The following is a 26,160-nucleotide window of genomic DNA, read 5'->3' as shown; positions in this document are numbered from 1 at the left end:
GGCGAGATCGCACGGGAAAGAGGGGCCGTGGGCAGCCGTTGGTCTACGCCTGAGAAATACTTACGGAGCTGGGGCCATGGCCGCCTTCGGCAAAAACTTTCGGAGTCGGGAAACCGGGTGAGGGGCAGACGTGCGCGAGGACGGGAACGGAGGCCGGCGTCCGGCCGGATCCGACGGGTCGGGCACGGGTGTGGACCGGCCCGCCGCGCACGGCGGCGCGGACCCGGAGTTCCTCTCCCTGGAGCGCGAGTTGACCGTGTTCCTGCGCCGTGCCCGTGCCAACCAGGGCGAGATGGCCCGCGAGGTCCATCCGGACCTGGAGTCCGCCGCGTACGGGCTCCTCGTACGCCTCGACGAGTGCGGTCGCCAGCGTGCGACGTCGCTCGCCGCCTACATCGGCGTCGGCAAGGCCACCATGTCCCGCCAGCTGCGCGCACTGGAGGAGCTCGGTCTGGTCGCGCGCGAGCCGGACCCCGCCGACGGCCGCGCCTGGCTCGTCCACCTCACCGAGGAGGGCCACGGCCGGGTCGGCCAAGTGCGTGAGGCACGGCGCGCCCGGTACGTGAGCGAGCTCGCCCACTGGGATCCTCGCGAGGTCGCGGAGCTGGCGCGGCTGCTGCACCGGCTGAACCTCGGCATGGAGAAGTAGCTCGGCACGGAGAAGCAGGAGGAGGCGGGCGTGGACCAGGAATTCCCCGCGCTGGAGCGGGAACTGACCGTGCTGCTGCGGCGTGCCCGGGCCAATTCCGGTGAGATGGCCCGCGAGGTTCATCCGGACCTGGAGTCCTCCGCGTACGGGCTGCTCTACCGCCTCGACGAGTGCGGCGGGCAGCGCGCCACCGAGCTGGCCGCCTACATCGGCGTCGGCAAGGCCACGATGTCCCGTCAGCTCCATGCCCTGGAGGAGCTCGGTCTGGTCGCCCGTGAGCCCGACCCCGCCGACGGGCGTGCCTGGCACGTCCATCTCACGGACGAGGGGCGCCGCCGCTTCCGTACGGTGCGGGAGGCGCGCCGGGCGCGGTACGTCCGCGAACTCGCGGGCTGGGACCCGCGCGAGGTCGCGGAGTTGGCCCGGCTGCTGCACCAGCTGAACCGGGTCATGGAGAAGTAACACTCCATTCCGTCCCACTCACCACTCCAGGAACGCCACCGTCGCGTCGTCATGCGTCTTGCTCCGCCTCAGCCACGTCCGCGCCTCGGCGTCGGCCCGCTCCAGCGTCCGTACGCGGTCCACGAGGGCCTGGGCGCCCTCCTTGCGGACGACGGTGAACAGGCCGCTCCAGTCGCCCTCCCCGAACTTCTCCACCCAGCGGGTCGCGCCGTCCGTCAGGGCGGCCAGGGCGCGGACCTCGGCCCGGGGCACGGTCCCCGTCACCGCCCGGGCCGCGACCGACGGATCGGCGGCGGCCGTGAAGAAGCCACCCTCCTTGTTGCGGACGGTCGCGTCGGCGATCGCGTCCGAGGCGAGGGAGGCGCGGGGGACACGGGCGAGGCGGTCGTCCAGGACCGGCGTCACCACGCCCGCGGGGGACTCCAGCAAGAGGGCCGAATCCGAGAGGACCAGGTACTCGACGAGGTCGGCGGACCAGCGGGCGAGGACCACGGTCGCCTGGGGCGTACGCGGGTGAGAAAGGTCACAGGTGTCGGAGTGAACCTCGGAAGTGCGCCGGATGGACCGGGAGAGGATCTCCGACAGGGGTAGATCCCGGCGGGAAACGGACAGTTCGATCAGGGCTCCGCCGAGGCGTGTGGAGAACCAGGGGACGGAATGCAGACAGCCGTCGTCGCCCGGCGGGGGTGTCACGCCATCGAGGACGACCAGTGATCCTCCTTGCCCTGACGCCGGAAGGCCGACCGATACGAAGTCCTCATTGGGGCGGGCCGGGTCACCCGGCTCGGAGACGAGTTCGGTGCGCATTCGGCCAGTCTGCACGAGCCCTTCACAAGGTCCACGAAAGGCTGGCAACGGTCGCGGGATTGGTGCGGACCAGCAGCTCAGCCGCCAGGTTTGGCATGGAATGATCGACTCCGGCAGGGCGTGGCGGCGAATACTGCCAAAGCGCGCCGCCGACGTCCAACCGGCCCGCCGCGCAAGGGGGGCGCACACGCCAGAGGAACTTGCCCGCCAACTCCCGTCCGGGGTTCACTCCTTCGGGTGGCGGGCCGGACGATGTGGGACCACTGCCCACCGGCACTGGGAGGGTCGGGAGCCGATGCGGACGCCCCTGCTCGAGCGAAGTCGAGAGCTCGGGGAGGGTGGACGCCCAGTTGACGGAAAGTCACCCGGGCCCTTGGGTACACGAGTCAGGAATGCGAGCACCGGTGCAGAAGATGCGGTCTCGGCGCGCAGGCAAGCAGTCGGCCTCCGGAGCCGGGCGGTCGGCCTCCGACGGGGGTGCGGAGCGCACGCCGGGTGCCGCGGGGCAGACCCCCGCGGGCAAGGGCCGCTCCGCCCATGTGCGTAATCGGCTGATCGTCGCCGTGGCGGTCGTCGCGGCCGCCATCGCCGGCGCCGGAGCCCCCACGGTCCTGGCGGCCTCCGAGCAGCTGAACGACTCCCAGAACCTGGTGACGCTCGCCGGACGGACCCAGCAGGCGCTGACGCTCGCCCACTCGCTGGCCGACGAGCGCGACGAGGTCACCTCGTACATCGCCGCGGGCCGGCCGAAGTCCAAGGCGCCCTCCGAGCAGCGCAGCGCCCGGGTCGACCGGCAGGTCGACGAGGTGCGGGCGGACGAGGACGCGCCCGCCGTCCTCCTGAAGGACCTGGACGGCATCGGCACCGCCCGCAGAGCGGCGCTCACCGGCAAGAGCACCGCTCTCGAAGCGCATGAGGCGTATTCCGAAGTCATCACCGAACTCCACGCGCTCGCCGAGGACCTGGCCGAGCAGCTGCCGCCCCGCGCGGGCTCCGGCTCGCACGCCCTCGCCGAGCTGGACTCCGCGGTCCAGCAGTCCGCCGCCGCCCGCGGACTGCTCCTCGCGGCCCTCAACGTCCCGCGCACCACCCAGACGGTCATCAGCCCGCTCACCGGCCTGGCGACCACCACCAGCGGCTCGTCCCCCGCCGACACCAAGCGGCGCGACGCGCTCAGCGCCGCCGCCCAGCAGGCCCGGCTCCGCTCGGACGCGGCCCTCGCGGACTTCCGCGAGACGGCCCCCAAGGACGCCAAGGACTCCTACGACTCCACGGTCACCGGACCGGACGTCACGACCGCGGACAAGTACCTCACCAAACTCACCGACCAGCCGACGCTCTCCGACTCCGAGCTCGACTCCAGTACGAACAAGGTGGACGCGGCGCTCTCCGCCCGCGTCGAGCTGATGCGCGGCGCCGAGGCCTCGCTCAACGACCACCGCACCAAGGACCTGGAGCGGCTGCGGGACGACGACGTCACCGCGCTGGAGGTCCGGATCGCCCTCATCGGCACCCTGCTGCTGGTCGCGGTCGGCGTCTCGATGGCGATGGCCCGTACGCTCACCCGCCCGCTGTCCGTACTGCGCCGGGGCTCGGCCCGCCTCGCCGCGGACCCGGGAGCGCAGGAGCCGGTGAAGTTCACCGGCCGCAACGACGAGTTCGCCCAGGTGGTCCGGTCCGTCAACGCGCTGCACGCGCACGCCGCCGCGCTCCACGAGCGGCTCACCACCCTCGAGTCGGACCGCAAGCACCTCATCGGGCAGCGCCAGATGATGGCCGACGAGCGCGACAAGCTGCGCGCGGAACTCGCCGACGCGGCCGCCCATCTGGAGCAGGTGCGCGGCACCATCCACGGCACCTTCGTCAACCTCGCGCTGCGCACCCTCGGTCTGGTCGAGCGGCAGCTCGGGGTCATCGAGGGCCTGGAGGAGCGCGAGCAGGACCCGGACCGCCTCGGCACGCTCTTCAAGCTGGACCACTTCGCCACCGTCATGCGGCGCCACAGCGAGAACCTGCTCGTCCTCGCCGGTCACGAACACGTCCAGCACCACGCGGGCCCCGTCCCGCTCGTCGACGTCGTACGTGCCGCGGTCAGCGAGATCGAGCGGTACGAGCGCGTCCGTATCGCCGTCCTGCCGCCGCACGCGCACCTCGCCGGGTTCGCCGCGGACGACCTCTCGCACCTGGTGGCCGAACTCCTGGAGAACGCCTCGTCGTTCTCGCCGCCCGACCTGCCCGTCGAGGTCTCCGGCTGGCTGCTGGAGAGCGGCGAGGTGATGCTCTCCGTGCAGGACGAGGGCATCGGCATGGCCGCCGACCGGATGGCCCAGCTCAACGCCCGTCTCTCCGAGTTCGATCCGGAGGACGCCTACGACCAGGAGAGCGGCGAGGGACTCGGGCTCGGCCTGTACGTGGTGGCGCGCCTCGCCCACCGGCACGGTGTGCGCGTACAGCTGCGGGAGCAGAAGCAGGGCGGCACCGCGGCCGTGGTGGTCCTCCCCGGGACGCTGCTCGCGACCGCGCCCGCCGTCACGGTCCCCACGGCCGCCCCGGTCGCCGGAGCCGCCCCCTCGGTCGCCCTCCCGGGTGCCGACGCGGAGGCCAACTCCAACGTCCTGCGCGGCCGTTCGGCCCTCACGGCACGGAACCAGGCGAGCCCCGCCGCTCCCGCCGCTCCCGCCGGTGACGAGGACCCTCTGATCGCCGCCGCGGAGCAGGCCGTACAGGCGGACACCGCCGCACAGGAGGCGGTACGCGCCCCCGAGCCGACACTCTCCGAGACCACCATGGAGCTCATGGCACCGGTGGTCTCGGCGGACGAGCCGGTGGCCCTGCCGGACGAGCCCACCGCGTCCGGGACGGCCCCCGCCCCGGACGTCGCCCTCCCCGCCCAGGCCACCACCGACCCGTACACCACCACCACCGACCCCTACGCCGGCACTCCCGACCCCTACGCCATCGGCCCCGACTCGCATGAACGGGTGTCGGACGAGGAGCCGGAGCGGGTCACCGACAAGGGTCTGCCCAAGCGGACGCCGAAGATCTCGGCGCCCGCGCCGGTCCCCCGGCCGCGCGTCGGCGGGGTGGACGCCGAGGCGCTGCGGCGCAGGCTCGGCGGCTTCCACCGGGGCGCGACGGACGGCCGCCGCGACGTGGAGGCGGAGATCGCCGAACAGACGGGCCAGACGCCCACCCCGCACGACACCGCACGGAACACCGCGTCGGACCAAGCACAGGGCGCGGTGCGACAGCAGGACGCAGTAGACGCATCGGGGGGCACAGTCGAGGAGGCAAGCAGTTGACCGCGCCCAGTACCTTCGGCCTGAGCAGTGAAGCCCGCAATCTGCACTGGCTGCTGACGAACCTCGTCGAGGAGGTGCCGGGCCTCCAGTCGGTCGCGGTCGTCTCCTCCGACGGTCTGCTGCTGCTCTCCTCCGACCCCGGGAGGAACGCGGAGGCCCGCACCGGGGCGGAGGCACGCCCCACCGGCCCCAAGGGCTCCTCCGCCGACCTCGCCACCATCGTCTCCGGCATCGGCAGCCTCACCATCGGCGCCGCCAAGCTGATGGACGGGGGCGGGGTGAAACAGACGATGGTCGCGATGGACGAGGGCAGTGTCTTCGTCATGTCGATCAGCGACGGCTCGCTGCTCGGCGTGCACGGCGCCCCGGACTGCGACATGAGCGTGGTGGCGTACCACATGGCGCTCTTCGTCGGCCGCGCCGGACACGTCCTGACGCCCGAACTCCGCAGCGAGCTACGCCAGTCACTAGAAGCCAAGCCGACGGGGAGTGCCCAGTGAGTTCTTCCTCCGCGCCCAAGCTCCCCATACGTGGCGGGGACCGCAAACCGGCCCGCGTGCGCCCGTACTCGCTCACCGGCGGCCGTACCCGTTTCGGGCACGTGCTGCTGGTCGAGACGTTCGTGGCGGCGCTCGAGGCCCCCGAGGAGCGCAAGGAGCTGACCAACGGCTCGCTCGCGACCCGGGTGATGCCCGAGATGCGGGCCATCGTCGAACTCTGCCGCCGGATGCGTACGGTGGCCGAGATCGCCGCCCTCCTCAGGATGCCGCTGGGTGTGGTCCGCGTCCTCCTGAGCGACCTGGCGGACCAGGGAAAGATCCGTGTGTACGGAACAGGTCACGGCCCGGGACAGCCGGACCGCGCTCTGCTGGAAAGGGTGCTGAATGGACTCCGTCGTCTCTGAGGGTGCGCCGAGAACGGCCTCCCCCGCCTCGGTTCCGATGCCGCTGGCCCCGGTGCCGCTGCCCGAGTCCGACGACAACCTCCAGGCCTGGCAGACCGACCGCACCCGCGCCCCGATCGCGACGAAGATCGTGGTGGCGGGCGGCTTCGGCGTGGGCAAGACCACGCTGGTGACCGCGGTCTCCGAGATCACGCCCCTCCAGACGGAGGCGCTGATGACCCAGGCCAGCGAGGAGACGGACGACCTCACCGGCACCCCCGACAAAGTGACCACGACCGTGGCCATGGACTTCGGCCGCATCACCCTCGACGACGACCTGGTCCTGTACCTCTTCGGCACGCCGGGCCAGCAGCGGTTCTGGTTCATGTGGGACGACCTGGTGCGCGGCGCGATCGGCGCGGTGGTCCTCGCCGACACCCGCCGTCTCAAGGACTGCTTCCCGGCGCTCGACTACTTCGAGAGCTGCGGACTGCCGTATGTCGTCGCGGTCAACCACTTCGACGGCAGCGAGCACTTCGACGCCGACGATGTGCGCGAGGCCCTCACGGTGCCCTCACACATACCTGTCATGATCATGGATGCCAGGCGCCGGATCTCGGTCGTCGAGACCCTGCTCGCATTGGTGGGGCACGCGCTCGACGTGAGCCCCGAATAGGACGTACACGGAGTTAGGACGCGCATGCGGAAGATACTCGTCGTCGGAGCCGGTCAGTCCGGACTCCAGCTTGCCCTCGGCCTCCAGTCGCACGGGTACGAGGTCACCCTGATGTCGAACCGGACGGCGGACGAGATCCGCACCGGGCGCGTCATGTCGACGCAGTGCATGTTCCACACGGCACTTCAGCACGAGCGCGATCTCCAGCTGAACTTCTGGGAGTCCCAGGCCCCGAAGATCGAAGGCCTCGGCGTCTCGGTCGCCGCCCCCGGCTCGCACGACCCCGGCCCGACCCAGCGCGCGATCGACTGGGTGGGCCGGCTCGACGGCTACGCGCAGTCGGTCGACCAGCGGGTGAAGATGGCCGGCTGGATGGAGACCTTCGCCCAGCGCGGCGGCCAGCTGGTCATCCACGGCGCCGCGGTCTCCGACCTCGACTACTTCGCCCGTACGTACGACCTGGTCCTGGTGTCGGCCGGCAAGGGCGAACTGGTCTCCATGTTCGGCCGGGACGCCGCCCGTTCCCCGTACACGGAGCCGCAGCGCGCCCTCGCCGTCGCCTATGTCCACGGTCTGGGCCCGCGCCCCGAGCACCCCGACTACGACGCGGTCCGCTGCAACCTGGTCCCCGGCGTCGGCGAGCTCTTCGTCATGCCGACCCTCACCACCTCCGGCCGCGCGGACATCCTCTTCTGGGAGGGCGTACCCGGCGGCCCGGTCGACGCCTTCAACGGCATCAAGGACCCCGCCGAGCACCTCTCCCTGACCCTGGAACTCATGGAGAAGTTCGTGCCGTGGGAGTACGCCCGGGCCACCAAGGTCGAACTGACCGACGCCAACGCGACGCTGTCCGGACGCTACGCGCCCACCGTCCGGGGCCCGATCGGCCGCCTCCCCGGTGGCGGCCTGGTCCTGGGCGTCGCCGACGTGGTCGTCGCCAACGACCCGATCACCGGCCAGGGCTCCAACTCCGCCTCCAAGTGCGCGGCGGCGTACCTCGCCTCGATCCTCGAGCACGAGGACAAGGAGTTCGACGAGACGTGGATGCGGTCCACGTTCGACCGGTACTGGGACACGGCTCAGCACGTGACGAAGTGGACGAACGCCATGCTGGGCGTGCCGCCGGAGCACGTCCTCAACCTGATCGGGGCCGGCGGGCAGATCCCGGCGGTGGCGCATCGTTTCGCCAACGGCTTCAACGACCCGGCGGACTTCGAGAACTTCTTCTATGAGCCCGAGAAGACGGAGGCGTACCTGGCCTCGGTCGCAGGAGCCTGATGGGTTTCTGACCAGCGGTTCGGCGGGCGTCATTGGTTGTTGTCGGTCGGTGTGGGCCGTCCTCGGACGGCCCACGGACGGCCCAGCATTTGTCGCACCGCACGTGGTGGGCATCCGCAGCCCAGTGGGGATGCCCACCACGATGTCTCATCGGCTGATGATCCAGCCGCCGTACGTGCCTGGGTGTCGCGAGCGAGGCGCAACGGGTCGCCGTCGTCGGTCCGGCCGGTGGCAGAGCCCTCGCCCGGCGGTTGTTTGCGGGAGAGCGTGCGCGCGGAGCTGGAGCGGCTGCGGGCCGAGGGCAGGGAGAAGGACAAGCGCACCCGCGAGCGGCACGCCCGGCCCGCGGCCCCGGATGGCGACGGGTCAGGGCCGGTGGCAGCCTGGATGACAACACCGTTCGTGTTCGCAGGAGGTGGAGTATCCGTGCAAAGCCATATGTCGCGCACCGGAAAACTGCTGAGCACCGCCGCGGCTGTCACCCTGTCGGCCACGCTCCTCCCTGTCGTGGCGGCCCCGCCCGCGGCCGCCGTGACCTGCGACCCGGCCGCCGCCAACCGGGCTCCGACTGCCGGGACGGTCACTCAGGCGAGGACTGCCGTGATGTGCCTGATCAACGCGCAGCGCACACAGCGCGGGCTGCCTGCCCTCACCATCAGCCAGGCCCTGACGAACGCGGCCCAGCAGCATGCTGTCGCGGCCGTCCAGCTGAAGTGGTGGGGACCGGGCAAGGACCCGCACCGCAACCCCCAAACCGGCTCGACACCGCAGAGCCGCATCCAGGCGGCCGGATACTGTCCCAACCCCCGCTCGTGGGAGTTCAACGAGATCACGTACACCGGGTGGGGCGGATCGGGAACTCCGCAGGCCGCCGTCAACTGGTGGATGAACAGCCCCGGCCACCGCGCCATCATCCTCAAGCCGTCGCTGCGCGAGATAGGCCCGTGGGCCCAGCCCGGCTCGGCGGACCGGGCCGGGGCCTCGTCGCCCAGCGCCGGCACCTACGTCGTGACGTTCGGACGCTGCCAGCGGTGAATCCCCCGTCGAGGTCTCTCGCATGTGCAGAACCGCGCCAGATCCCAGGGACGGCCCATGGCTCCTTTCGGGCAAGCTGGTTGGGGAGAACCAGCAGGTAGTGAGCCCGCGAGGCCGTGGGATGACTTCTCTGAGCCCGAGAAGACGGAGGCGTACCTGGCCTCCGTGACCGGGGAGCCGGTGGCCGGCCACGCGGTTCCCCGCGCCCCTAACGGGGCGCTGTCGCCGGCTTCGGCGGGGTGTACCGCGCCAGGGGCTCTCCGTCCGGATCCGGGCGGACCGCTCCCAGCAACGGGTTGGCGGCGATGGGGGAGACCTTGACGTCGGTACCCGGTCTCGGGGCCTGCACCACCAGGCCGTTGCCCACGTACAGGGCGACATGCGTGGCCCCGGGGAAGTAGAGCACCAGGTCCCCGGGGCGCAGCCCGCTCAGCGGAATGTGCGGCAACCGGGCCCATTGCTCCTGGCTGGTGCGGGGGATGGGCCGCCCGGCGTGCTCCCAGGCCTGTGAGGTGAGTCCCGAGCAGTCGTACGACCCCGGTCCCGTGGCCCCCCACACGTACGGCTTCCCGACCTGCTCGACCGCGTACCGCACCGCCTTCTCGCCCTCCGGGGTCGGCGGCCGCGTACTGCTGAGCGCCGCCCCCGAGGCCACGAGCTTCTGCTGCGCCTCGGTGGCTCCCGACGTCTCCAGCCGGGTGAGCTCGGCGAGCTGGCCGACGCTGAGCGAGGCGAGCAGTTTCTCGACGTCCTTCAGCCGCCCCTGTACCTCGTCGCGCTCCCTCTTCTGCCGCTCGGCGAGCGCGAGTTGACCGTCGAGCGCCTTGCGCGCCTCCCGCGCCAGCCCGTCGGTCCTCTTCTCCGTCCCCTCCAGCCGGCCCACGGTCTGGATCCGTTCCTGTGCCAGCTGCCCGATCACGTGCCCCTGGTCCAGGGCGTGCTGCGGATCACGGGCGAGCAGCAGCCGTACGTACGACGAGATCTCGCCGCTGTTCTGGTACTGCTGCCGGGCGAGCCGCCCCGCCGCCGCGCGGCTGTCGTGCAGTGAGAGGCGGGCCTTGGCGAGGTTCCCGTCGAGCCGGGCGACCTCGGCCTTCTGCTTCTTCAGCTTCTCCGCCGTGGCGTCGTACGTCTCGGTGGCGCGTTCGGTGTCCCGGTACAGCCGCTGAAGATCCGTCAGCAGTCGGCTCACGGAACGCCCTTCGGACCCTGGATCCGGCACGGCCGCCACCGCGGACGCGGACGCGAACAACGCTCCCGACGTCATCGCGGCCGTACAAGCCAGACGCACAAGCCTTCCTGACACGCCATCACCTCCGGTGCCGAGGTGGTACCTCCACCTCGCACCGGCAGGATCAAGCAGGCGCATCCCGAGTGCGCGCCGACTGACCGGTTCGGACCAAGAACCTCACTCGTCGGCGTGGGACTCCGGCGTGGCTCCCCCGCTCTCGGCGCCGGGCTTGGACCAGGGCCACTTCCGCCCGCTCCCCGTGCCGCCCGAGGGGTCGTACTCGTACTTCCACCTCTGATGCAGCCCCAGCCGCTTGCTCACCCGCGCCTGGACCCGCCGGTAGACGAGCACGGTCGGCGGCCCGCCGTCGGCAGCCGGAACCGGAACCCGGTACACCTTCGGCGGGTGTCCGGTCAGACCGAGCAGGACGGGCAGCACACGCCCGTCCAGCGGGCCGCCCTCGAAGGGGGTGTCTTCGCTCTTCACGCCACCAGTGTCACAAACGCACCCGTCACAGCAGTCGCGCGGCGTCACCGATCACCGGAAGAACCGCCCGGGCCAGCCCGCCCACGGCCCCTTCCGGCCGCTCCAGGGCGAGCGCGGCCCGCACCACCGCGGCGGTCTGCGCATCCCGCCCGGCACTGACCACGACCATCGCCACGAACTGCTCCACGAGCCAGTCCCGCAGTTCGTCCAACGGCGGCTCCTTGCCCCCGTCCAGCCAGCTCAACGAGGCACCCTCCACCGCCGTGATCCACATCCGCACGGTCATCCGCAGCAGTCGCCCCGGCTCCCGCACCCCCAGATGATCCAGAATGTGCTCCGCCGCGGCCCGCCGTACGCCGTCCACTATGGCCGTCGTCCGGGACGTCTCGACGACGCTCCCACCCTGCAGCAAGGCGCTGAACCCGGCGTCGTGCTGGTCCACGAACGCCAGATACCGATCCAGAGCCCTGGCCAGCCGCTCGCTCAGCGGCCCCTCGGGGGGCTCCGCGAAACAGTGCTCCAGAACCTCCGCGGCGGACCGCAGGGCGGCCTCGTACAGCTGCTGCTTGCCGCCCGGGAAGTACCGGTACACAAGGGGCCGTGACACGCCCGCCGCCTCGGCCACGTCATCGAGCGAGACCTCCTCGGGCGCCCGGTGCGCGAAGAGGGACAGCGCCGCTTCGAGGAGCTGCGAGCGCCGCTCCTCGACACTCAGCCGGCGGTATGCGGGGGGAGGAGCCTGCGAGGTCATATCGGCAGCGTAACGGCCAGGACACGAGCCCCCATCCACCCGCGGCCTCGATGCGACGCAAGGGGTCGTGGCGGTATGTCGCAAGCCCGTCGCTTACGTTCGGATCGAGCAGCGGCTCCCTTGCCCGGCCCACGTCTGATCCGGCGGCGACGGGCTCGACGTACCGTCACGGCCCCGACCCACGCACCGCAGGCGCCGCGTTCAGGCCAGCAGCCCCGACGCCTTCCACAGCCGTCGCCCGACCCCCCGCAGCACCCCGATGTCGTCCAGGAAGTCGGTCAGCCGCTTGGCCCCGGTCTGCATGACCTCCCGCCGATGCCCGCTCGCCCGCACCTGCGCCACGGCCTCCCGCTGGTCGAGTCCCACGTTCGTGTAGACCTCCGGGTTGATGAAGGCGACGGAGAAGACCCGCGCGAACTCCCCGGACGTCACCCTCGTGAACTCCTGCGACCACCGCGGCGCCGTCACCATCTGCCGCCGCAGCTCCTCCCGCGCGTACCGCACATGCCGCGCCTCCTCCACCACGTGGATGCGCGTGACTCCCCGTATCAGGCTCTGCACCCGCTCGTCCGGAAAGGTCAGCCGCTGCATCCAGTCCAGGATCTCCTCGCCGAGCAGAGTCGCCGTGAAGGATCCGGGCGTGGTCGAGATGGTCTTGAAGACCCGCCCGAGATTCAGATGCGTCCGGCTCACCGGGTAGTACGGCGTTCCACCGTGCGAGATCAGCCGGGCGAACATCTTCGAGTGCCGGCACTCGTCCTCGATCTCGGTCAGCGCGTAGCGCACATGCGCACTGGTCGCGGCCTTGTCGTAAATGTGCCGCACCAGCAACTGCATCAAAATGATCTCGAACCAGATCCCCAGCGAAGCCAGCGCCGCGGCCTCGTGCCGCGAGAGCAGTACCCGCTGCTCCTCGCCCATCCGCTTCCACAGCGGGGTGCCGTACAGCGACACCAGCTCCGGCGGCCAGAACCACTTGCCCTCCTCGAAGGGCGCGTCCCAGTCCAGCTCCTTGTCCGGGTCGAAGGAGTGCTTGGCGGAGGAGTCGAGCAGCCGCTCGGCGACCTGCTCCCGGTCCTTGAGCAGACCGAGCGCATCGCGCAGCGCATCCACTTCCGTCACGGTCGTCATGGCTGTTCCCACCTCGTCGTACGGGATTACTCCAGGGGTTACCGACGGTCACGACTTATGAGACTGCTTGTCAGCAAGCTCGTCAATCCCTTGCGCACGACTTGTTGACGCCGCGTCTACCTCATGTGAGCCTGCGTTGTATGCCGACGCACGAGCTGTACGCCAAGGACCCGGGAGACCCCCTCTGGCAGATACCGGCCTCAGGGGCGGCACGCTTCAGCTGGGAGTACGACGACGGCCGCGACCGACTCCTCGCCCTGTACCAGAAGGGCAAGGACAAACAGTGGGACGGCCAGAAACGGATCGACTGGGACCTGGAGGTCGATCCCCACGACGCCCTCGGCACCCCCGACGAGGCGATGACCCTCTACGGGACCCCGCACTGGGCGAAGATGACCGACCGGGACAAGGGCGAGCTGCGCAAGCACTACGCGTCCTGGCAGTTCAGCCAGTTCCTGCACGGTGAGCAGGGGGCCATGGTCTGCGCGGCGCGCATCGTCGAGTCGGTGCCCGACCTCGACGCCAAGTTCTACTCGGCCACCCAGACCATGGACGAGGCCCGCCACGCCGAGATCTACGCCCGCTTCCTGCAGGAGAAGATCGGCATGCTCTACCCGATCAACGACAACCTGCAGTCGCTCCTCGGCGACACCCTCCGTGACTCCCGCTGGGACATGCCGTACCTCGGGATGCAGGTCCTCATAGAGGGCCTGGCCCTGGCGGCCTTCGGCATGATCAGGGACACCACCGACAAGCCCCTCCCCAAGCAGATCCTCGCCTACGTGATGCAGGACGAGGCCCGGCACGTCGCCTTCGGCCGCATGGCGCTGCGCGACTACTACACACAGCTCTCCGACGCCGAACTCCGCGAGCGCGAGGAATTCGTCATCGAGGGCTGCTACTTGATGCGGGACCGGCTGCGCGGCGTCGAGGTCCTGGAGAACTTCGGCATTCCGAAAGCCGAGGCCGAGGAATACAGCGAACAGTCCGAATTCCTGCGCCTGTTCCGCCAGTTGCTCTTCAGTCGCATCGTCCCGTGCGTCAAGGACATCGGCCTGTGGGGCGAACGCCTCCAGCAGGCGTACGTCGACATGGGCGTCTTCGAGATGGGCGACTCCAACCTCGACCTGCTGATGGCCCAGGACGAGGAGGTCGCGGAGCGGCTGGACGCGGAGAGGTTCGCGGCGGAGGAGAAGGAACGGGTGGCGGAGGTGGAGGAGATGATCGAGAAGGGTGAGGACTCGTAAGGCGAACCACCAGAAACGGCCCGCTCAAACACGCGTGCGCGGGCCCACCCCGACCGGCATGCTCACACCATGACAGCCACCCCGAACCCCGAGTTCTCCCCCCACGCCCTGGCCCGCCGCAGCCTGGAGGGCCTGGCCCTGGGCGACGCCTTCGGCGAACGCTGGTTCCCCCTCTTCCGGGACCGCCCCCAGGCGTACGAGGAGATCCGCGCCCGGCGCACCCCCGAGGAACCGGAGTGGCACTGGACGGACGACACGGCGATGGCACTCGGAATCGTCCGTGTCCTCGACGAGCACGGCGAGATCCGCCAACCGGAACTGGCCCAGGCGTTCGCCCTCGGCTACGACGCCGACCCGGCCCGGGGCTACGGCTACGGCATGCGCCAACTGCTCCCGCGTCTCCTCCAGGAGCCGGACCGCTGGGCGGAGTTGGCGCGCGGCCTCTTCGACGGCGAGGGCAGTCTCGGAAACGGCGCGGCGATGCGGGTGGCTCCGCTGGGCGCCTGGTTCCGGCGCGACCTGCGCCTGGTGATCGCACAGGCGACGCTGTCGGCGGAGGTGACCCATGCCCACCCGGAGGGCATCGCGGGCGCGGTGGCGGTGGCCGTCGCGGCGGCGCTGTCCACTCGGCGGGACCTGAACATCGGCACGGTCGTCGAGGCCACGCCCGACAGCGCCGTCCGCGAGGGGCTGCGCCGCGCCGCGAGCCTCCCCTTCACCACCGAACCCTGGAAGGCCGCGGACATCCTCGGCAACGGCCAACGGGTCCGCGCCGACGACACCGTCCCGTTCGCGGTCTGGTGTGCCGCCCGCCACCCCGACGACCTGACCTCGGCCCTGTGGACCACGGCGGAGGGCTTCGGCGACGTCGACACGACGTGCGCCATCACGGGCGGCATCGTGGGCGCCCGTACGGGAGTGCGGCACGTGCCCGAGGACTGGCTGAGCCGCCGCGAGGCCGTACCCGGCGCTTCCTAGGGGCTGTCCGGCGGATCATGCCGCAGACGCGGGGTCTGGCACGCCCACCTGCGGCGTTGTCGTCGGTCGCCGACTCCCCCACTCTCGACTTCGCTCGAGCGGGGGGACCCCCCATCGCGTGGACTCCCTCCTCCGCGTTGCAGTTGGACGCACCAGACCCCGCTCACCTCGGCTGATCAGTCACCGCTGCTTTCCTGCGACTTGATCCGCCGGACAGCCCCTAGGCCACTCCCGTCCTCAGTTGTTCCAGCTCTCGTCGTACGGGTCGTGCGGGGTCGGGACCGGTTTGGCCGCGATGACGTCGAGGAACGGGATGCGGCCGTCGTTGACGGGGTCCTTGGTCTGCCTGGCGGTGTAGGTGCCGGTGACCTGGAGCCAGGTGTCGGGCTGCAGGACGGGCGGGACGTGGCCGGTCAGGCCGATCTTGACCGGTTGGGCGTCGGCGGCACAGCAGTTGAGGGCCATCCGGACCAGGTACGGGGTGCCGTCCTTGGCGAGGGCGACGAAGCCGGTGACCGCGACCCGCCGGTGGGCCAGGGTGCGCCCGTGGTCGTAGGCGGCGCGGCCCGCGTAGTCGACGACGCCGAGCGGGAGCGGGTCGGTGGCCGGCAGGGACGGGTAGGCGAGGGGCGCCTGCAGGGCCGTACCGGCGTGCATGGCGCTGTAGGAGCCGAGCGCGGGCGGGGAGACCAGGATCAGGGCGAAGAGGGGGAGGACCAGGAGCCAGGCGACACGGGGTTCGCGGTGGACGTGCCCGTGCCCGTGACCGTCTCCGTCCTCATGCCCGTCTCCGTCCCCGTCGCCGTTCCCGTGCCCGGTGTGGAGTTCGGCCTTCGAGGTCTTCGCCGGCCGCCGCTCGTACCAGACCGTCGCCAGCGCCGCCACGATCAGTACGACCCCGGCGGCCAGCAGCAGCGGCCGCAAGCCCGCCTTGACGTAGCGCAGGTAGAGGTCGGTGAGCCCGGCGTGCAGGACCGCCGCGCCGACGAGGAACAGGACCGCCGCCTGTGCCTGCCGGTTCACAGCAGTACCGTCCCGACGAGGACCGAGCCGAGGATGGCCAGGGCGAAGGTGGCGGGCGCGAACCGCAGGGCGAAGCCGCGGCCGAAGGTGCCCGCCTGCATGGCGAAGAGTTTCAGGTCGATCATGGGTCCCACCACGAGGAAGGCCAGCCGCGCGGTCAGCGAGAACTGGGTCAGCGAGGAGACGACGAACGCGTCGGCCTCGGAGCAGATGGAGAGCAGCACGGCGAGGACCGCGAGGGCGAGGATCGCCACCACGGGGTTCGCGGCCGCGGCGTGCAGCCAGGTCGCCGGTACGACGGCCTTGAGCGTGGCCGCCGCCATCGCCCCGATGACGAGGAACCCGCCGGCGTGCATCACGTCGTGCCGCACGGAATCCCAGAACGCGGCCCCCTTGCCGAGCCCCTCGTGCGAGGGCCGGGCCGGCGGTCGCAGCCAGTCCGCCCGCCCGAGTCGCTGCCACAGCCACCCCATCACACAGGCCACGAGCAGACTCGCCACGAACCGGGCGAGGACCATCTCGGGGTTGCGGGGGAACGCGACGGCGGTGGCCGTCAGCACGATCGGGTTGATCGCGGGCGCCGACAGCAGGAACGCCAGCGCCGCCGCGGGCGTGACCCCCCGTCGTACCAGCGCGCCCGCCACCGGCACCGACGCGCACTCGCAGCCGGGCAGCACTGCCCCGGCCAACCCCGCGACGGGCACGGCCAGCGCGGGCCGCTTCGGCAGCGCCCGGGCGAAGAACGTCGGTGGCACGAACACCGCGATGACCGCCGACAGCAGCACGCCGAGGACGAGGAAGGGCAGTGCCTGGACGACCACCGCGACGAACACGGTCATCCAGCTCTGCATCACCGGCGCCGACAGCGCCCGGCGGACGGGCCCCTGGGCCACCACCAGGACGAGCAGCACCATGACCAGCACGAGCGGCGAGTTGAACTGCCAGCCCTGGGATCCGGCCGCCTGTTCCCGTGGACCGTCCGGCGCGTCCTCGTCGCGGTGGTCGGCCCCGGGCGGGGCCGCTTTGGTGATGCTCACGGGCGAGGTACCTCCGGCAGGGCACGGGCTGGAATCTCGTGGGTGGGTTCCCCTCCCCATAAATACGCCCGTATCGGTACGGCCGTTCAGGCGGGGCCGCTCATTCCACGAAGACCGTCAGTGTGTCGGAGTCCCGCCAGCCGCGGTGGGGCCAGGGGGGCCGTGAGGCGGGCGATGCTGATCCGGGCGAGTTCGTACGCCGCTGCGGTAGAGGTCCTGACCGAGCGGCAGGTCGGCCCGACGCGTGTCCCGGTCCCCGTCCCGGAACCCGAGCACCGCCTCCATCACCGCCTTCGCGATCGGCGCCGCGTCCCCGCCCCCGCTGATGTCCCCACGGTCGGCCGCCGCGTCCTCGACGACGACCGCGACCGCCACCGCGGGCTCCATCGCGCCGTCCGCCTGGGCCCAGGAGATGAACCAGGCGTACGGCGTCCCCAGGTTGTCGATGCCGTGCTGGGCGGTCCCGGTCTTGCCGCCGACCGTCGCTCCGGGAATCGCGGCGTTGGTGCCGGTGCCCTCCGTCACCACGTCCGTCATGAGCTCGCGCATCCGTGCCGCGGTCGCCGGGTTCATCGCCTGGTGGAGCGTGCTCGGACCGGTCGTCGACACCGTGTTGTCGCTCCGGGTGGTCGTCTTCTCCACCAGATAGGGCGTTTTCACGGCCCCGCCGCCCGCGACGGCCGCCGAGATCATCGCCATCTGGAGGGGAGTGGCTCGGGTGTTGAACTGACCGATGGAGGAGAGCGCGAGCTGTGCCTTGTCGAGCGTCGTGTCGAAGTTGCTGGGGGCGACGGAGAAGGGGATCCGCAGGCCCCGGTCGTTGAAACCGAAGTCCGCCGCCGTGCGGGTCATGTCGCTCAGCCCCACGTCCACGCCCAGCTTGGCGAAGACCGTGTTGCAGGACCACTCGAAGGCGTACCGCAGCGAGGCGTCCTCGCAGCCCTCGGTCTCGTTCGTCAGCCGGGTCGTGGTGCCGGGCAGCCGGTACGGGTCGGGGGAGGTGGTGGACGTGTCGGGGTCCGTCACCACCCCCGAGTCGAGGGCCGCCGCGGCCGTCACCACCTTGAACGTCGAACCGGGCGGATAGGTCTGCCGGATCGCCCGGTTGAGCATCGGCTTGTCCGCCGCCCCGTTCAGCCTGTCCCACGCGTGCGCCACCGCCGCGCCCGTCCCGGACAGTTCCCCGGGGTCGTACGACGGTGCGGAGACCAGCGCGAGGATCCTGCCGGTGGCCGGCTCGACGGCGGCCACCGCCCCGCGTCGCGAACCGAGACCCCTGTACGCCGCGCGCTGTGCGGCGGGGTCGATCGTCGTGACCACCTTGCCGGCGGGGTTCTGGGCGTGCGTGGCCTCCTTCCACAGGGGGAACGGCGAGAGCAGCGGGTCGCTGCCGGAGAGAATGCCGTCCTCGGCGTTCTCCAGGAACGTCGTCCCGTACACCTGCGAGGCGAAGCCGGTCACCGGCGCGTACAACGGGCCGTCCTTGTAGGTCCGTTCGTAGCGGAGCTGCTGGCCGCTGTCCCTGGAGCCGGTGACCGGCCGGCCGGCGACGAGGATGTCACCGCGCGGCTGGCCGTAACGGGCGATCGTCTGACGGCGGTTGGCCGGGTTGCCGTCGTACGTCCCGGCCTGGAAGACCTGGACGCGGGTGGCGTTGAGGAGGAGGGCCAGCAGCAGCACCGCGCAGAGGGCGGCGGCCCGGCGGATGTACTTGGTCATGGCGCCGCCGTCCCGTCGTACTGGCTGCGCGCCGAGTCGCTGACGCGGATCAGCAGTGCCACCATGATCCAGTTGGTGACGACCGAGGAGCCGCCCTGGGCGAGGAACGGCATCGCCATCCCGGTCAGCGGGATCAGACCGGTCACACCGCCCGCGATCACGAAGACCTGGAGCGCCAGGATCGAGGCGAGGCCGATGGCGAGGAGCCGTCCGAAGGGGTCGCGCAGGGCGAGGCCGGCGCGGTAGCCGCGTTCCACGAGGAGGCCGTAGAGCAGGAAGATCGCGCAGAGTCCGAAGAGGCCCAGTTCCTCGCCCGCGGTGGCCAGGATGAAGTCCGACTTGGCGGCGAATCCGATGAGGATGGAGTGGCCGAGCCCGAGGCCGGTGCCCATCATCCCGCCCGCGGCGAACGCGAACAGGGACTGGGCGAGCTGGTTCGGGCCCTGGCCCGCGTCGATCGTGGCGAAGGGGTGCAGCCAGTCCTGCACCCGGCTGTGGACGTGCGGTTCCAGCCGGCCGACGGCCATCGCGCCCACACAGGCGAGCAGCAGGCCCACCGCGATCCAGCCGGTGCGGCCGGTGGCGACGTACAGCATCATCACGAAGAGGCCGAAGAACAGCAACGAGGTGCCGAGGTCCCGCTCCAGGACGAGGACCACCACGCTCAGCAGCCAGATCGCGACGATCGGGCCGAGGACCCGGCCGGTGGGCAGCTGGAGCCGCTTGAACCGCCAGACGGGGCGGCCCGCGTAGGCGAGCGCGTTGCGGTTGGCCGCGAGGTAGCCGGCGAAGAAGACCGCGAGCAGCACCTTCGCGAACTCGCCCGGCTGGATGGAGAACCCGGCGATCCGGATCCAGATCCGGGCGCCGTTCACGGCGGGGAAGAGGATGGGCAGGACCAGCAGGCCGAGCGCCGTGACGACCGAGACATAGGTGTAGCGCTGCAGGACGCGGTGGTCGCGCAGGAAGAGGACGGCCGCGATGAAGAGCGCGACGCCGAGCGTCGACCAGATGAGCTGGACGGGGGCGGCCCGGTCGCCCGGGGTCTCCAGGTCCAGGCGGTAGATCAGCACCAGGCCCAGGCCGTTGAGCAGGACGGCGATGGGCAGCAGCAGCGGATCGGCGTACGGCGCCCGCAGTCGCACCGCGAGATGCGCGAGGAGTGCGAGCACACCGAGCCCGGCGCCGTAGACCGCGGCGCCGGGCGGGACGGTGCCGTGCCGGGCGTATCCGACCGCGCAGTAGCCGAACACGGACAGCAGTACGGCCATGACGATCAGGGTGAACTCGATGCCACGGCGCCGGGGCAGGCGGACTGCGGGGGTGGGCGGGTCCGCTGCCACGGTCGGTCCCCGTGTTCCGGGAATTCCTGGCATTCCGGGCTGAATCATGTCCGGAACGTAGCAAGTGGCTGACCTGATGTCCCGTTATGTGGTGACGGACAGGCCGATCCGGTGGGCGCGCCCGGCGTCAGCACCAACGCGGGGACGCGCCGTCGTTGGCGATGCCTTGCGCCGGGCCCCAGGACCAGACGCCGTCGGTGATCAGGTACCAGATCGGGTTGCCGCCGACGCGCTCGCCCCAGGTCTTGCAGTAGATGTTGACGTGCTCGCGGTACGGTGCGATACGGGTGATCCGGCTGTCGCGGTCGGGTCGGTTGTGCAGCGCGAGGCCGTTACGGGCGGTGATGTGGCCCTGGAAGCGCCGGTTGTCGTTGAAGTCGAACAGTCCGTCATCGCGTGGGTCGTAGTCGAAGCGGACGCCGCCCAGACCGTCGTCGTCGAAGTAGGGGTCACCGAAGTAGGGGTCGCCACCGTTGTCCCAGTCGAGGCCGTCCCAGTCGCGGGTGTCGTCGATGATGCCGGGTCCGGTGCCCGCGGGCACGATGAGCGTGCCGGCGGCGAGGGCGGGGCCGGCGCTCGCCGCCGCGATGAGCGTGCCGGCGGCGAGCACCATCCCGGTGCGGGCGAGAGTGTGACGCAGGGACATGGAGACTCCTCCGAAAATATGACTTCTCTGACTGATCGCCACATTAGGAGCGGGCTCGGATACGCGCAGGCCGCACTGCGCCATCGGGGACGCGAGAGCGCTCAGCGTGCCCCGGTCGGCCCTTCCCCGCCGGTGCCGGAGGCGTCCCGCCCGTCCTGAGGAAGCGTCAGCATCGCGATCGCACCGCCCCCGGGAGCGTTGGCGAACAACAGCCGCGCGCCCAGCACCTCCGCCTGGCCGAGCGCGATCGTCAACCCCAGCCCATGGCCCTTCGAACCGCCCTCCGTACGGAACCGCTGCGGCCCGTGCTCCAGCAGATAGTCCGGATAGCCGCCGCCGTGATCCCGCACCGTCACCACCGGGCCGTCGACGGTCAGCACCACCGGGTCCGCCCCGTGCTTGTGCGCGTTGGCCACCAGATTGCCGAGCACCCGCTCCAGGCGGCGCCGGTCGGTCTCCACCCGGGCGTCACGCACGACCCGCACCTCGGTCTCGGTGCCCGACGCCCGCACCACCCGCTCGGCCAGCGGAGCCAGCGGCTCCGAGTCCAGCTCCAGCAGCTCCCGCCCGGCGTCCAGCCGGGAGATCTCCAGCAGGTCCTCGGTGAGCGTGCGCAGCGCGGCCACCCGGTCGCGGACCAGCTCCGTCGGCCGGCCCGGCGGCAGCAGCTCCGCGGCCGCGTGCAGCCCGGTCAGCGGGGTGCGCAGCTCATGTGCCACATCCGCGGTGAAGCGCTGCTCGCTCGTCAGCTTGCTCTGCAGCGAGGACGCCATCGTGTCGAGGGCCCCGGCGACCGCGGCCACCTCGTCCTGGGGGCGCGTCGGGCACTGTGTACGGGGATCCACGGCCGTACGGGGATCATTGACGCGCGCGTCCAGGTCGCCCGCGCTGATCCGCCGGGCCACCTGCGCCGTCGCGTGCAGCCGCCGGGTCACCCGCGTCACCGCGAACACCCCGACCAGCAGTGTCGCGCCGATCGCCAGCGCCGAGGACCAGACGATCGACCGGTCCAGGGCGTCGATGGCGTGCGCGCCCTGCGAGTAGTCGAACTGCACGGCGAGCGCCCGCCCGCCGCTCGCGGGTCCGGCCGCCCACATGGTGGGGTGCGGGTCGTTGTCCCCGACCATCGTGCCGCGGCGCCCGTCCGTCGCCAGCTCGCGCAGCGCCGCGGGCAGCCCCGGGAGATCCACCCCCGCGCCCGGCGGCAGCCGGTCGCCCGCCTGGTAGTCCGCGGTCACCTCCGCCAGCCGGTCGAGCGCCCGGCCGCGGGCCTCGCCGACGGTCTGGTTGGTCACCGAGACATGCACGAGGACGCCGAGCAGGGCGGCGAGGCCGCAGCACATCACCGTGATGAAGGCGGCGGCCTTCCAGGTGAGGGTGGCGGCCCAGCGGGGGAGGCGGCGGGGCAGCCGGAGGCGGCGCGGGCCCTGTCTCACGAGGCGCTCGCGGCGGGCGACAGCGTGGGGGAGGCCGATGAAGACGTCGAGGCAGACGGAGAGGCCGAGGGTGAGACCGGCGGGGCGGGGGGTGCCGAGGGGACGGGCGAGGCGGTGCCGCGCCTGGTGGGGCCGGGCGTGCCCACGCGGAGGATCTCGTCGCGGGTCGCCAGCATCGCGTGCTGGTGCGGGTCCCAGGTCCACACCGTGCGGTACTCGTATCCCGGCAGGGTCGAGGGCGAGCGGATGATCACGTCACGGCCCGCGACCTCGACGCTGATCGTGCTGTCCGTGGTGCCCATGATCTGGACCAGCTTGTGGTGCTCGAAGGTGTACACGCGCACCGCCAGCTGATTCTGCGGAAAGCGGATGCCGAGCACCAGGTCGTCCTTCCGGTCGCCGGTGAGATCACCGTAGTACGCCTGGAGGATCGGACACTTCCCGCCGAGTGTGTCCTTGCCGGTGCAGTACCGGAGCTGCTGGGCCGTCTCACGGTACGGGGCGTGGACGGCCGTGTACTCGTCCGGGTGGCGGCCCACCTCGGCGCGGAACACGGCGATCGGGTCCACCTTGTGGATGTCGTCGCCCGGCGCCGTGATGCCCGTGACCGTCTCGGTGTCCGCCTCGCCGTAGTCGAGGGCGGCCATCGACGCGGGCGGCAGATCGGGCCAGAGCCGGGACGGGCCGACGGCGGTGGGCGTCGCTCCCGCGCCCCGCAGGGCACCGGAGTCGCCACAGCCCGCCACGGCCGCCGCCAGCGCGGCGACGAGGGCGGCGAGCACGAGACCGCGGGGCCGGGTGGGGGTCACTGCTCTCCTGCGTCCGGGCCGGCCTCGAGCCGGGGCCAGGGGGACGGCTCGGTGCGCGAGGGCGGCGTGAAATCGACGAAACCGACGCCGTACACCATATTCGTAGGGAAGTCCTTTTTGTTCGCCGATGTGGCTGGTGCGGCTGATGTGGCTGGTGAGGATGCGAGGGCGTGAGGTCGTGGGATGCCCGACGGTGGCGGAGGAGCTGGACATGCTGGAGGTGCGGAGGTGCCGGACGTGCGGGCGGAGGAGAAGGGCTACTCCGCCAGCTCCTCCAGGAGGCGGGCCGTGGGCAGGCCGGCACGCAGGTACTCCACGAACAGCTCGTTGTGCAGGGCCCACGGCGAGCGGCGACTCCGTATCAGCCGGATCGCCTCGTCGGAGGTGTGCCCCGCGAGGACCAGCGCGTGCGCGACCACGAGCCCCGAACGGTTGTAACCGTGATAACAGCGCACCAGGACCCGCCGCCCGTCCTCCAGCGCGTCGTCAGCGGCCCGCGCGAGCCGGATCACCCCCGCGAGCTGCGTCCCGTCCAGGGGACCGTCCGGAATCGGCCACACATGGTGCTCGACACCCGGGTCGGGGCCGTGCCCCGGCAGCCGCAGCAGCGTCAGGACCAGGTCGAACTCATCCCTCACGACCGCGAATTCCGGCTCGCCGGTTCGCCCCGCGAACGCGTGCCCGCCCATCCACAGGCCAGGCACGATCTCGCTCCACGGGCTGCCCGGAGCGGGTACCTCGGGTTGCTTTCTGCGAGTCCGCAACAGCGCCTCCCACAACTCCCCCAACTGCTCACAAAGGTAACCGGGTTCTTGCCCCTGGAGCACCCCGCCTGTTCCCATGGACGTGGGGTGATGGTGCATGAACGGACTGCGCGTCATACCGACATGGCGCCACGGGCAGGAGCGCCTGTACGTGTGCCTGACCGACGGGAGGAACGTCGCCTGGTACGACCGTGAGGCAGCCCGGGTCAATCTGCTCAGCGAGGAGCGGCGCGAGGACGTGCTCGACGCGCTCGGCCCGTTCCTGACCGGCCCGGTGACGGTGGGACCCCCACCGGTCCCGACCCCCGCGGAGCTGGCCCGCCTGACCCTTCACCCGGACGACGACCTCGCGCCGAACCGGCCCGGCGAGGCGCTGATCATCGACCTCGACCGCGACCCGGGACCGGCGCGCCGCCTGCGGCCCGACCCGCGACGCCGTGCGCTCGCCGCCGAGCAGGCCGTCGGCGACGCCCTGGACCACCTCGAGGGCGCGGGCTGGCACACCCTCCACTCCATCCCGCTCCCCGGCGGCGACCGCATCGACCACCTGCTGATCGGTCCCGGCGGCATCTTCGCCGTGCGCGCCCTGAACGCCCGCAAGCAGCGGGTTCTCGTCACCGACCCCATGGTCACCGTCGGCCGCCGTGAGCCGAGTCCGCTGCTGCGCCGTGTCCGGGCCGACGCCGACCGGGCCTCGTACGCGCTGACCGCCGAGGTCCACGCCGTCCTGGCCCTGGCTGGCCCCGCCGACGTCGACGTCCTCGCGCCCCTTCGCGAGGTCCGCGTCCTCAAGGACACCGATCTGTCCTCGTTGGCCCGACTGGGGGGTGTTCTGAAGCCGGCGGACGTGGAGGCGCTGCACGCGATGGCCCGTGACCGTCACACATGGCTCCACACGTGACGCCCCGGACCTCCGGCGGTGGGTCGCCTTTCCGAACCTGGGGGCTCCGCCCCCAGACCCCCTGGTGGCTTCGTCGGCTGCGGGCGGATGGGGGCTGGTCGCGCAGTTCCCCGCGCCCCCTGCACCGGGGCTCCGCCCCGGATTCCCCGTGCGCCCGGTGGTTGTTCGGCTGCGGGTGGGTGGGGCCGGTCGCGCAGTTCCGCGCGCCCCCTGCACCGGGGCTCCGCCCCGGATTCCCCGTGCGCCCGGTGGTTGTTCGGCTGCGGGTGGGTGGGGCCGGTCGCGCAGTTCCCCGCGCCCCTGAAAGCCTCCGCCTGGCCCGGGTCTTCAGTCCGTCCGGCGTGTGAGGACGAGGCTGGGGGCCGATGCCCCACCCACCCCGGCCGGCCCGCGTTTTCAGCCCGTCCGGCGCTTGAGGACGAGGCCGTTCAGGCCGATGTGGGGGTCTGGGGGCGCAGCCCCCAGTGGGGTTGAAGGGGCGGAGCCCCTGGGGATGGGTCGGGTAGGGGCGGCGGGGGCGAGGCACCGCCGGGGCTACGGGAGAGCGTGGGCGTGGGACGGGGAGAGGAGGGGCGAGAGCAGGTCGCCATGCCGGTGCAGCCGCGCAGCGATGTCGTCCGCGTGGAAGACGAGCCGGCACGGATCGGCACAGGCCGCGATCTCGTCCCAGGTGACGGGGGCGGACACGGTGGGCGCGAGCCGCGCACGCAGCGTGTACGGCGTGGCCGTCGTCTTCCGCGCGGCATTCTGACTGTGGTCCACGAACACCTTCCCGGGCCGCAGACTCTTGGTCATCCGGTGCGTGACGAGCGCCGGCAACGCCCGCTCCGCCTCGACGGCCAGCTCCTTCGCATACGCACTGACGTCCGAGGACGCCGTCCGCACCAGCGCCGCCAGCAGATGCAGCCCCTTGGACCCGGACGTCTTCGCGTACGCCTCGATCCCGTCCACCGCCAGCCGCTCCCGCAGCCACAACGCGACCTCGCAGCACTCGACGACCGTCGCCGGCGCCCCCGGGTCGAGGTCGAACACGAGCCGGTCGGCCAGACCGGGCGCGTCCACCTGCCACTGGGGCGTGTGGAACTCGGTGACGAGGTTCGCCGCCCACATCAGCGAGGGGAGGTCCTGGACCAGGACCATCCGTGCGGGGCCCTCCGTCCGGGGGACCTCGGCGGTCCGGACCCAGTCAGGGGTGCCGGGCGGCACGTTCTTGGTGAAGAAGACCTGTCCGTCCGGCCCGTCGGGGTAGCGGAGGAAGGAGACCGGCCGGTCATGGAGGTGCGCCAGCACGGGCTCCGAGACGGTCGCGTAGTAGTGCAGCACCTCACCCTTGGTGAAGCCGGTCGCCGGGTACAGCACCTTGTCCAGACGGGTGAGCGCGAGCCGCCGTCCCTCCACTTCCGTGATCGGCGTCATACGACGAGAGTCGCATGAAACCGTGATCAAATGGCCGATATCGCACCACCGCTCGACCGCTCTCTTGCGGATGTGAGGTCGCGAACACCCGTCTAGCCTGGCTTTCAACGGCATCCCGCGAACCCGTGCCGACAAGAACCCGTGTCAGCA

25 protein-coding genes are annotated in these 26,160 nt (G+C 71.4%); 11 read left to right on the top strand and 14 right to left on the bottom strand.

Going from position 1 to position 26,160, the window contains the following annotated elements:
- Positions 1–130 precede the first annotated feature (130 nt).
- A complete protein-coding gene (locus OG568_RS18890) occupies positions 131–649 on the top strand; it encodes a MarR family winged helix-turn-helix transcriptional regulator (RefSeq protein ID WP_329532438.1) in 519 nt (172 codons plus the stop codon).
- A gap of 30 nt (positions 650–679) precedes the next feature.
- On the top strand, positions 680–1,111 hold the full coding sequence (locus tag OG568_RS18885) for a MarR family winged helix-turn-helix transcriptional regulator (protein WP_329532437.1): 432 nt from the start codon (positions 680–682) through the stop codon (positions 1,109–1,111).
- An 18-nt stretch (positions 1,112–1,129) separates the two neighbouring features.
- Here OG568_RS18885 and OG568_RS18880 read toward each other — a convergent pair whose 3' ends face one another.
- Positions 1,130–1,918: a hypothetical protein gene (locus tag OG568_RS18880; RefSeq protein ID WP_266585753.1), complete on the bottom strand. Its 789-nt coding sequence runs from the start codon at positions 1,916–1,918 to the stop codon at positions 1,130–1,132.
- A 413-nt stretch (positions 1,919–2,331) separates the two neighbouring features.
- Between OG568_RS18880 and OG568_RS18875 the strand changes: the two genes are divergently transcribed.
- From OG568_RS18875 to OG568_RS18850, 6 genes are all read left to right on the top strand, one after another.
- Positions 2,332–5,220, top strand: coding sequence for a sensor histidine kinase (locus OG568_RS18875; RefSeq protein ID WP_329532436.1), 2,889 nt, complete (start codon positions 2,332–2,334; stop codon positions 5,218–5,220).
- Positions 5,217–5,720 (top strand): roadblock/LC7 domain-containing protein, encoded by a 504-nt coding sequence (locus OG568_RS18870; RefSeq protein WP_266585757.1) that lies wholly within the window; start codon positions 5,217–5,219, stop codon positions 5,718–5,720. Before OG568_RS18875 ends, OG568_RS18870 begins: the two co-directional genes overlap by 4 nt.
- On the top strand, positions 5,717–6,124 hold the full coding sequence (locus tag OG568_RS18865) for a DUF742 domain-containing protein (RefSeq protein ID WP_054236698.1): 408 nt from the start codon (positions 5,717–5,719) through the stop codon (positions 6,122–6,124). Before OG568_RS18870 ends, OG568_RS18865 begins: the two co-directional genes overlap by 4 nt.
- On the top strand, positions 6,105–6,779 hold the full coding sequence (locus OG568_RS18860) for a GTP-binding protein (protein ID WP_434481861.1): 675 nt from the start codon (positions 6,105–6,107) through the stop codon (positions 6,777–6,779). Before OG568_RS18865 ends, OG568_RS18860 begins: the two co-directional genes overlap by 20 nt.
- A 24-nt stretch (positions 6,780–6,803) precedes the next feature.
- Entirely contained in the window at positions 6,804–8,057 is a 1,254-nt protein-coding gene (locus OG568_RS18855; protein WP_329532435.1) for a styrene monooxygenase/indole monooxygenase family protein, read from the top strand.
- Between the two features lie 228 nt (positions 8,058–8,285).
- Positions 8,286–9,092: a CAP domain-containing protein gene (locus OG568_RS18850; protein ID WP_329532434.1), complete on the top strand. Its 807-nt coding sequence runs from the start codon at positions 8,286–8,288 to the stop codon at positions 9,090–9,092.
- Positions 9,093–9,300: 208 nt separating this feature from the next.
- Here OG568_RS18850 and OG568_RS18845 read toward each other — a convergent pair whose 3' ends face one another.
- From OG568_RS18845 to OG568_RS18830, 4 genes are all read right to left on the bottom strand, one after another.
- Entirely contained in the window at positions 9,301–10,398 is a 1,098-nt protein-coding gene (locus OG568_RS18845; RefSeq protein WP_329532433.1) for a C40 family peptidase, read from the bottom strand.
- 102 nt (positions 10,399–10,500) lie between these two features.
- Positions 10,501–10,809 carry a hypothetical protein gene (locus OG568_RS18840; RefSeq protein ID WP_329532432.1) on the bottom strand — a complete coding sequence of 103 codons (309 nt, stop codon included), beginning with the start codon at positions 10,807–10,809 and terminating at the stop codon, positions 10,501–10,503.
- Between the two features lie 25 nt (positions 10,810–10,834).
- Positions 10,835–11,560 carry a TetR/AcrR family transcriptional regulator gene (locus OG568_RS18835; protein WP_329532431.1) on the bottom strand — a complete coding sequence of 242 codons (726 nt, stop codon included), beginning with the start codon at positions 11,558–11,560 and terminating at the stop codon, positions 10,835–10,837.
- Positions 11,561–11,761: 201 nt separating this feature from the next.
- A complete protein-coding gene (locus tag OG568_RS18830; protein WP_329532430.1) occupies positions 11,762–12,691 on the bottom strand; it encodes an AurF N-oxygenase family protein in 930 nt (309 codons plus the stop codon).
- A 140-nt stretch (positions 12,692–12,831) separates the two neighbouring features.
- Between OG568_RS18830 and OG568_RS18825 the strand changes: the two genes are divergently transcribed.
- Positions 12,832–13,938, top strand: coding sequence for a ferritin-like domain-containing protein (locus OG568_RS18825; RefSeq protein WP_329532429.1), 1,107 nt, complete (start codon positions 12,832–12,834; stop codon positions 13,936–13,938).
- A gap of 69 nt (positions 13,939–14,007) precedes the next feature.
- Entirely contained in the window at positions 14,008–14,916 is a 909-nt protein-coding gene (locus OG568_RS18820) for an ADP-ribosylglycohydrolase family protein (protein WP_329532428.1), read from the top strand.
- Positions 14,917–15,153: 237 nt separating this feature from the next.
- On the opposite strand, the gene OG568_RS18815 is transcribed toward OG568_RS18820, so the two are convergent.
- The 8 genes from OG568_RS18815 to OG568_RS18780 form a co-directional block, all read right to left on the bottom strand.
- Entirely contained in the window at positions 15,154–15,939 is a 786-nt protein-coding gene (locus OG568_RS18815) for a TIGR03943 family putative permease subunit (protein WP_329532427.1), read from the bottom strand.
- Positions 15,936–16,976 (bottom strand): permease, encoded by a 1,041-nt coding sequence (locus tag OG568_RS18810; RefSeq protein ID WP_329532426.1) that lies wholly within the window; start codon positions 16,974–16,976, stop codon positions 15,936–15,938. The genes OG568_RS18815 and OG568_RS18810 overlap by 4 nt, the downstream gene beginning before the upstream one ends.
- 117 nt (positions 16,977–17,093) lie before the next feature.
- A complete protein-coding gene (locus OG568_RS18805) occupies positions 17,094–18,695 on the bottom strand; it encodes a peptidoglycan D,D-transpeptidase FtsI family protein (protein WP_329532425.1) in 1,602 nt (533 codons plus the stop codon).
- Positions 18,692–20,086: an FtsW/RodA/SpoVE family cell cycle protein gene (locus tag OG568_RS18800; RefSeq protein ID WP_329532424.1), complete on the bottom strand. Its 1,395-nt coding sequence runs from the start codon at positions 20,084–20,086 to the stop codon at positions 18,692–18,694. Before OG568_RS18800 ends, OG568_RS18805 begins: the two co-directional genes overlap by 4 nt.
- Before the next feature lie 79 nt (positions 20,087–20,165).
- Positions 20,166–20,684 carry an SH3 domain-containing protein gene (locus OG568_RS18795; protein ID WP_329532423.1) on the bottom strand — a complete coding sequence of 173 codons (519 nt, stop codon included), beginning with the start codon at positions 20,682–20,684 and terminating at the stop codon, positions 20,166–20,168.
- Between the two features lie 101 nt (positions 20,685–20,785).
- Positions 20,786–22,120, bottom strand: a complete 1,335-nt coding sequence (locus OG568_RS18790) for a HAMP domain-containing sensor histidine kinase (protein WP_329532422.1) — start codon at positions 22,118–22,120, stop codon at positions 20,786–20,788.
- The gene (locus OG568_RS18785; protein ID WP_329532421.1) at positions 22,117–22,929 is read right to left on the bottom strand and encodes a hypothetical protein; all 813 of its coding nucleotides are present in this window, start codon (positions 22,927–22,929) and stop codon (positions 22,117–22,119) included. The genes OG568_RS18790 and OG568_RS18785 overlap by 4 nt, the downstream gene beginning before the upstream one ends.
- A gap of 257 nt (positions 22,930–23,186) precedes the next feature.
- Positions 23,187–23,693 carry a protein-tyrosine phosphatase family protein gene (locus tag OG568_RS18780; protein WP_329532420.1) on the bottom strand — a complete coding sequence of 169 codons (507 nt, stop codon included), beginning with the start codon at positions 23,691–23,693 and terminating at the stop codon, positions 23,187–23,189.
- 97 nt (positions 23,694–23,790) lie between these two features.
- On the opposite strand from OG568_RS18780, the gene OG568_RS18775 reads away from it, so the two are divergent.
- A complete protein-coding gene (locus tag OG568_RS18775; protein WP_329532419.1) occupies positions 23,791–24,594 on the top strand; it encodes a nuclease-related domain-containing protein in 804 nt (267 codons plus the stop codon).
- A gap of 534 nt (positions 24,595–25,128) precedes the next feature.
- On the opposite strand, the gene ligD is transcribed toward OG568_RS18775, so the two are convergent.
- A complete protein-coding gene (gene ligD, locus OG568_RS18770) occupies positions 25,129–26,010 on the bottom strand; it encodes a non-homologous end-joining DNA ligase (RefSeq protein ID WP_329532418.1) in 882 nt (293 codons plus the stop codon).
- Positions 26,011–26,160 lie beyond the last annotated feature (150 nt).

It is taken from the genome of Streptomyces sp. NBC_01450, from assembly GCF_036227505.1.
Lineage (GTDB): Bacteria > Actinomycetota > Actinomycetes > Streptomycetales > Streptomycetaceae > Streptomyces.
Note: the sequence above shows the minus strand (reverse complement) of the source record. Positions and strands in the feature narration are given on the sequence as shown.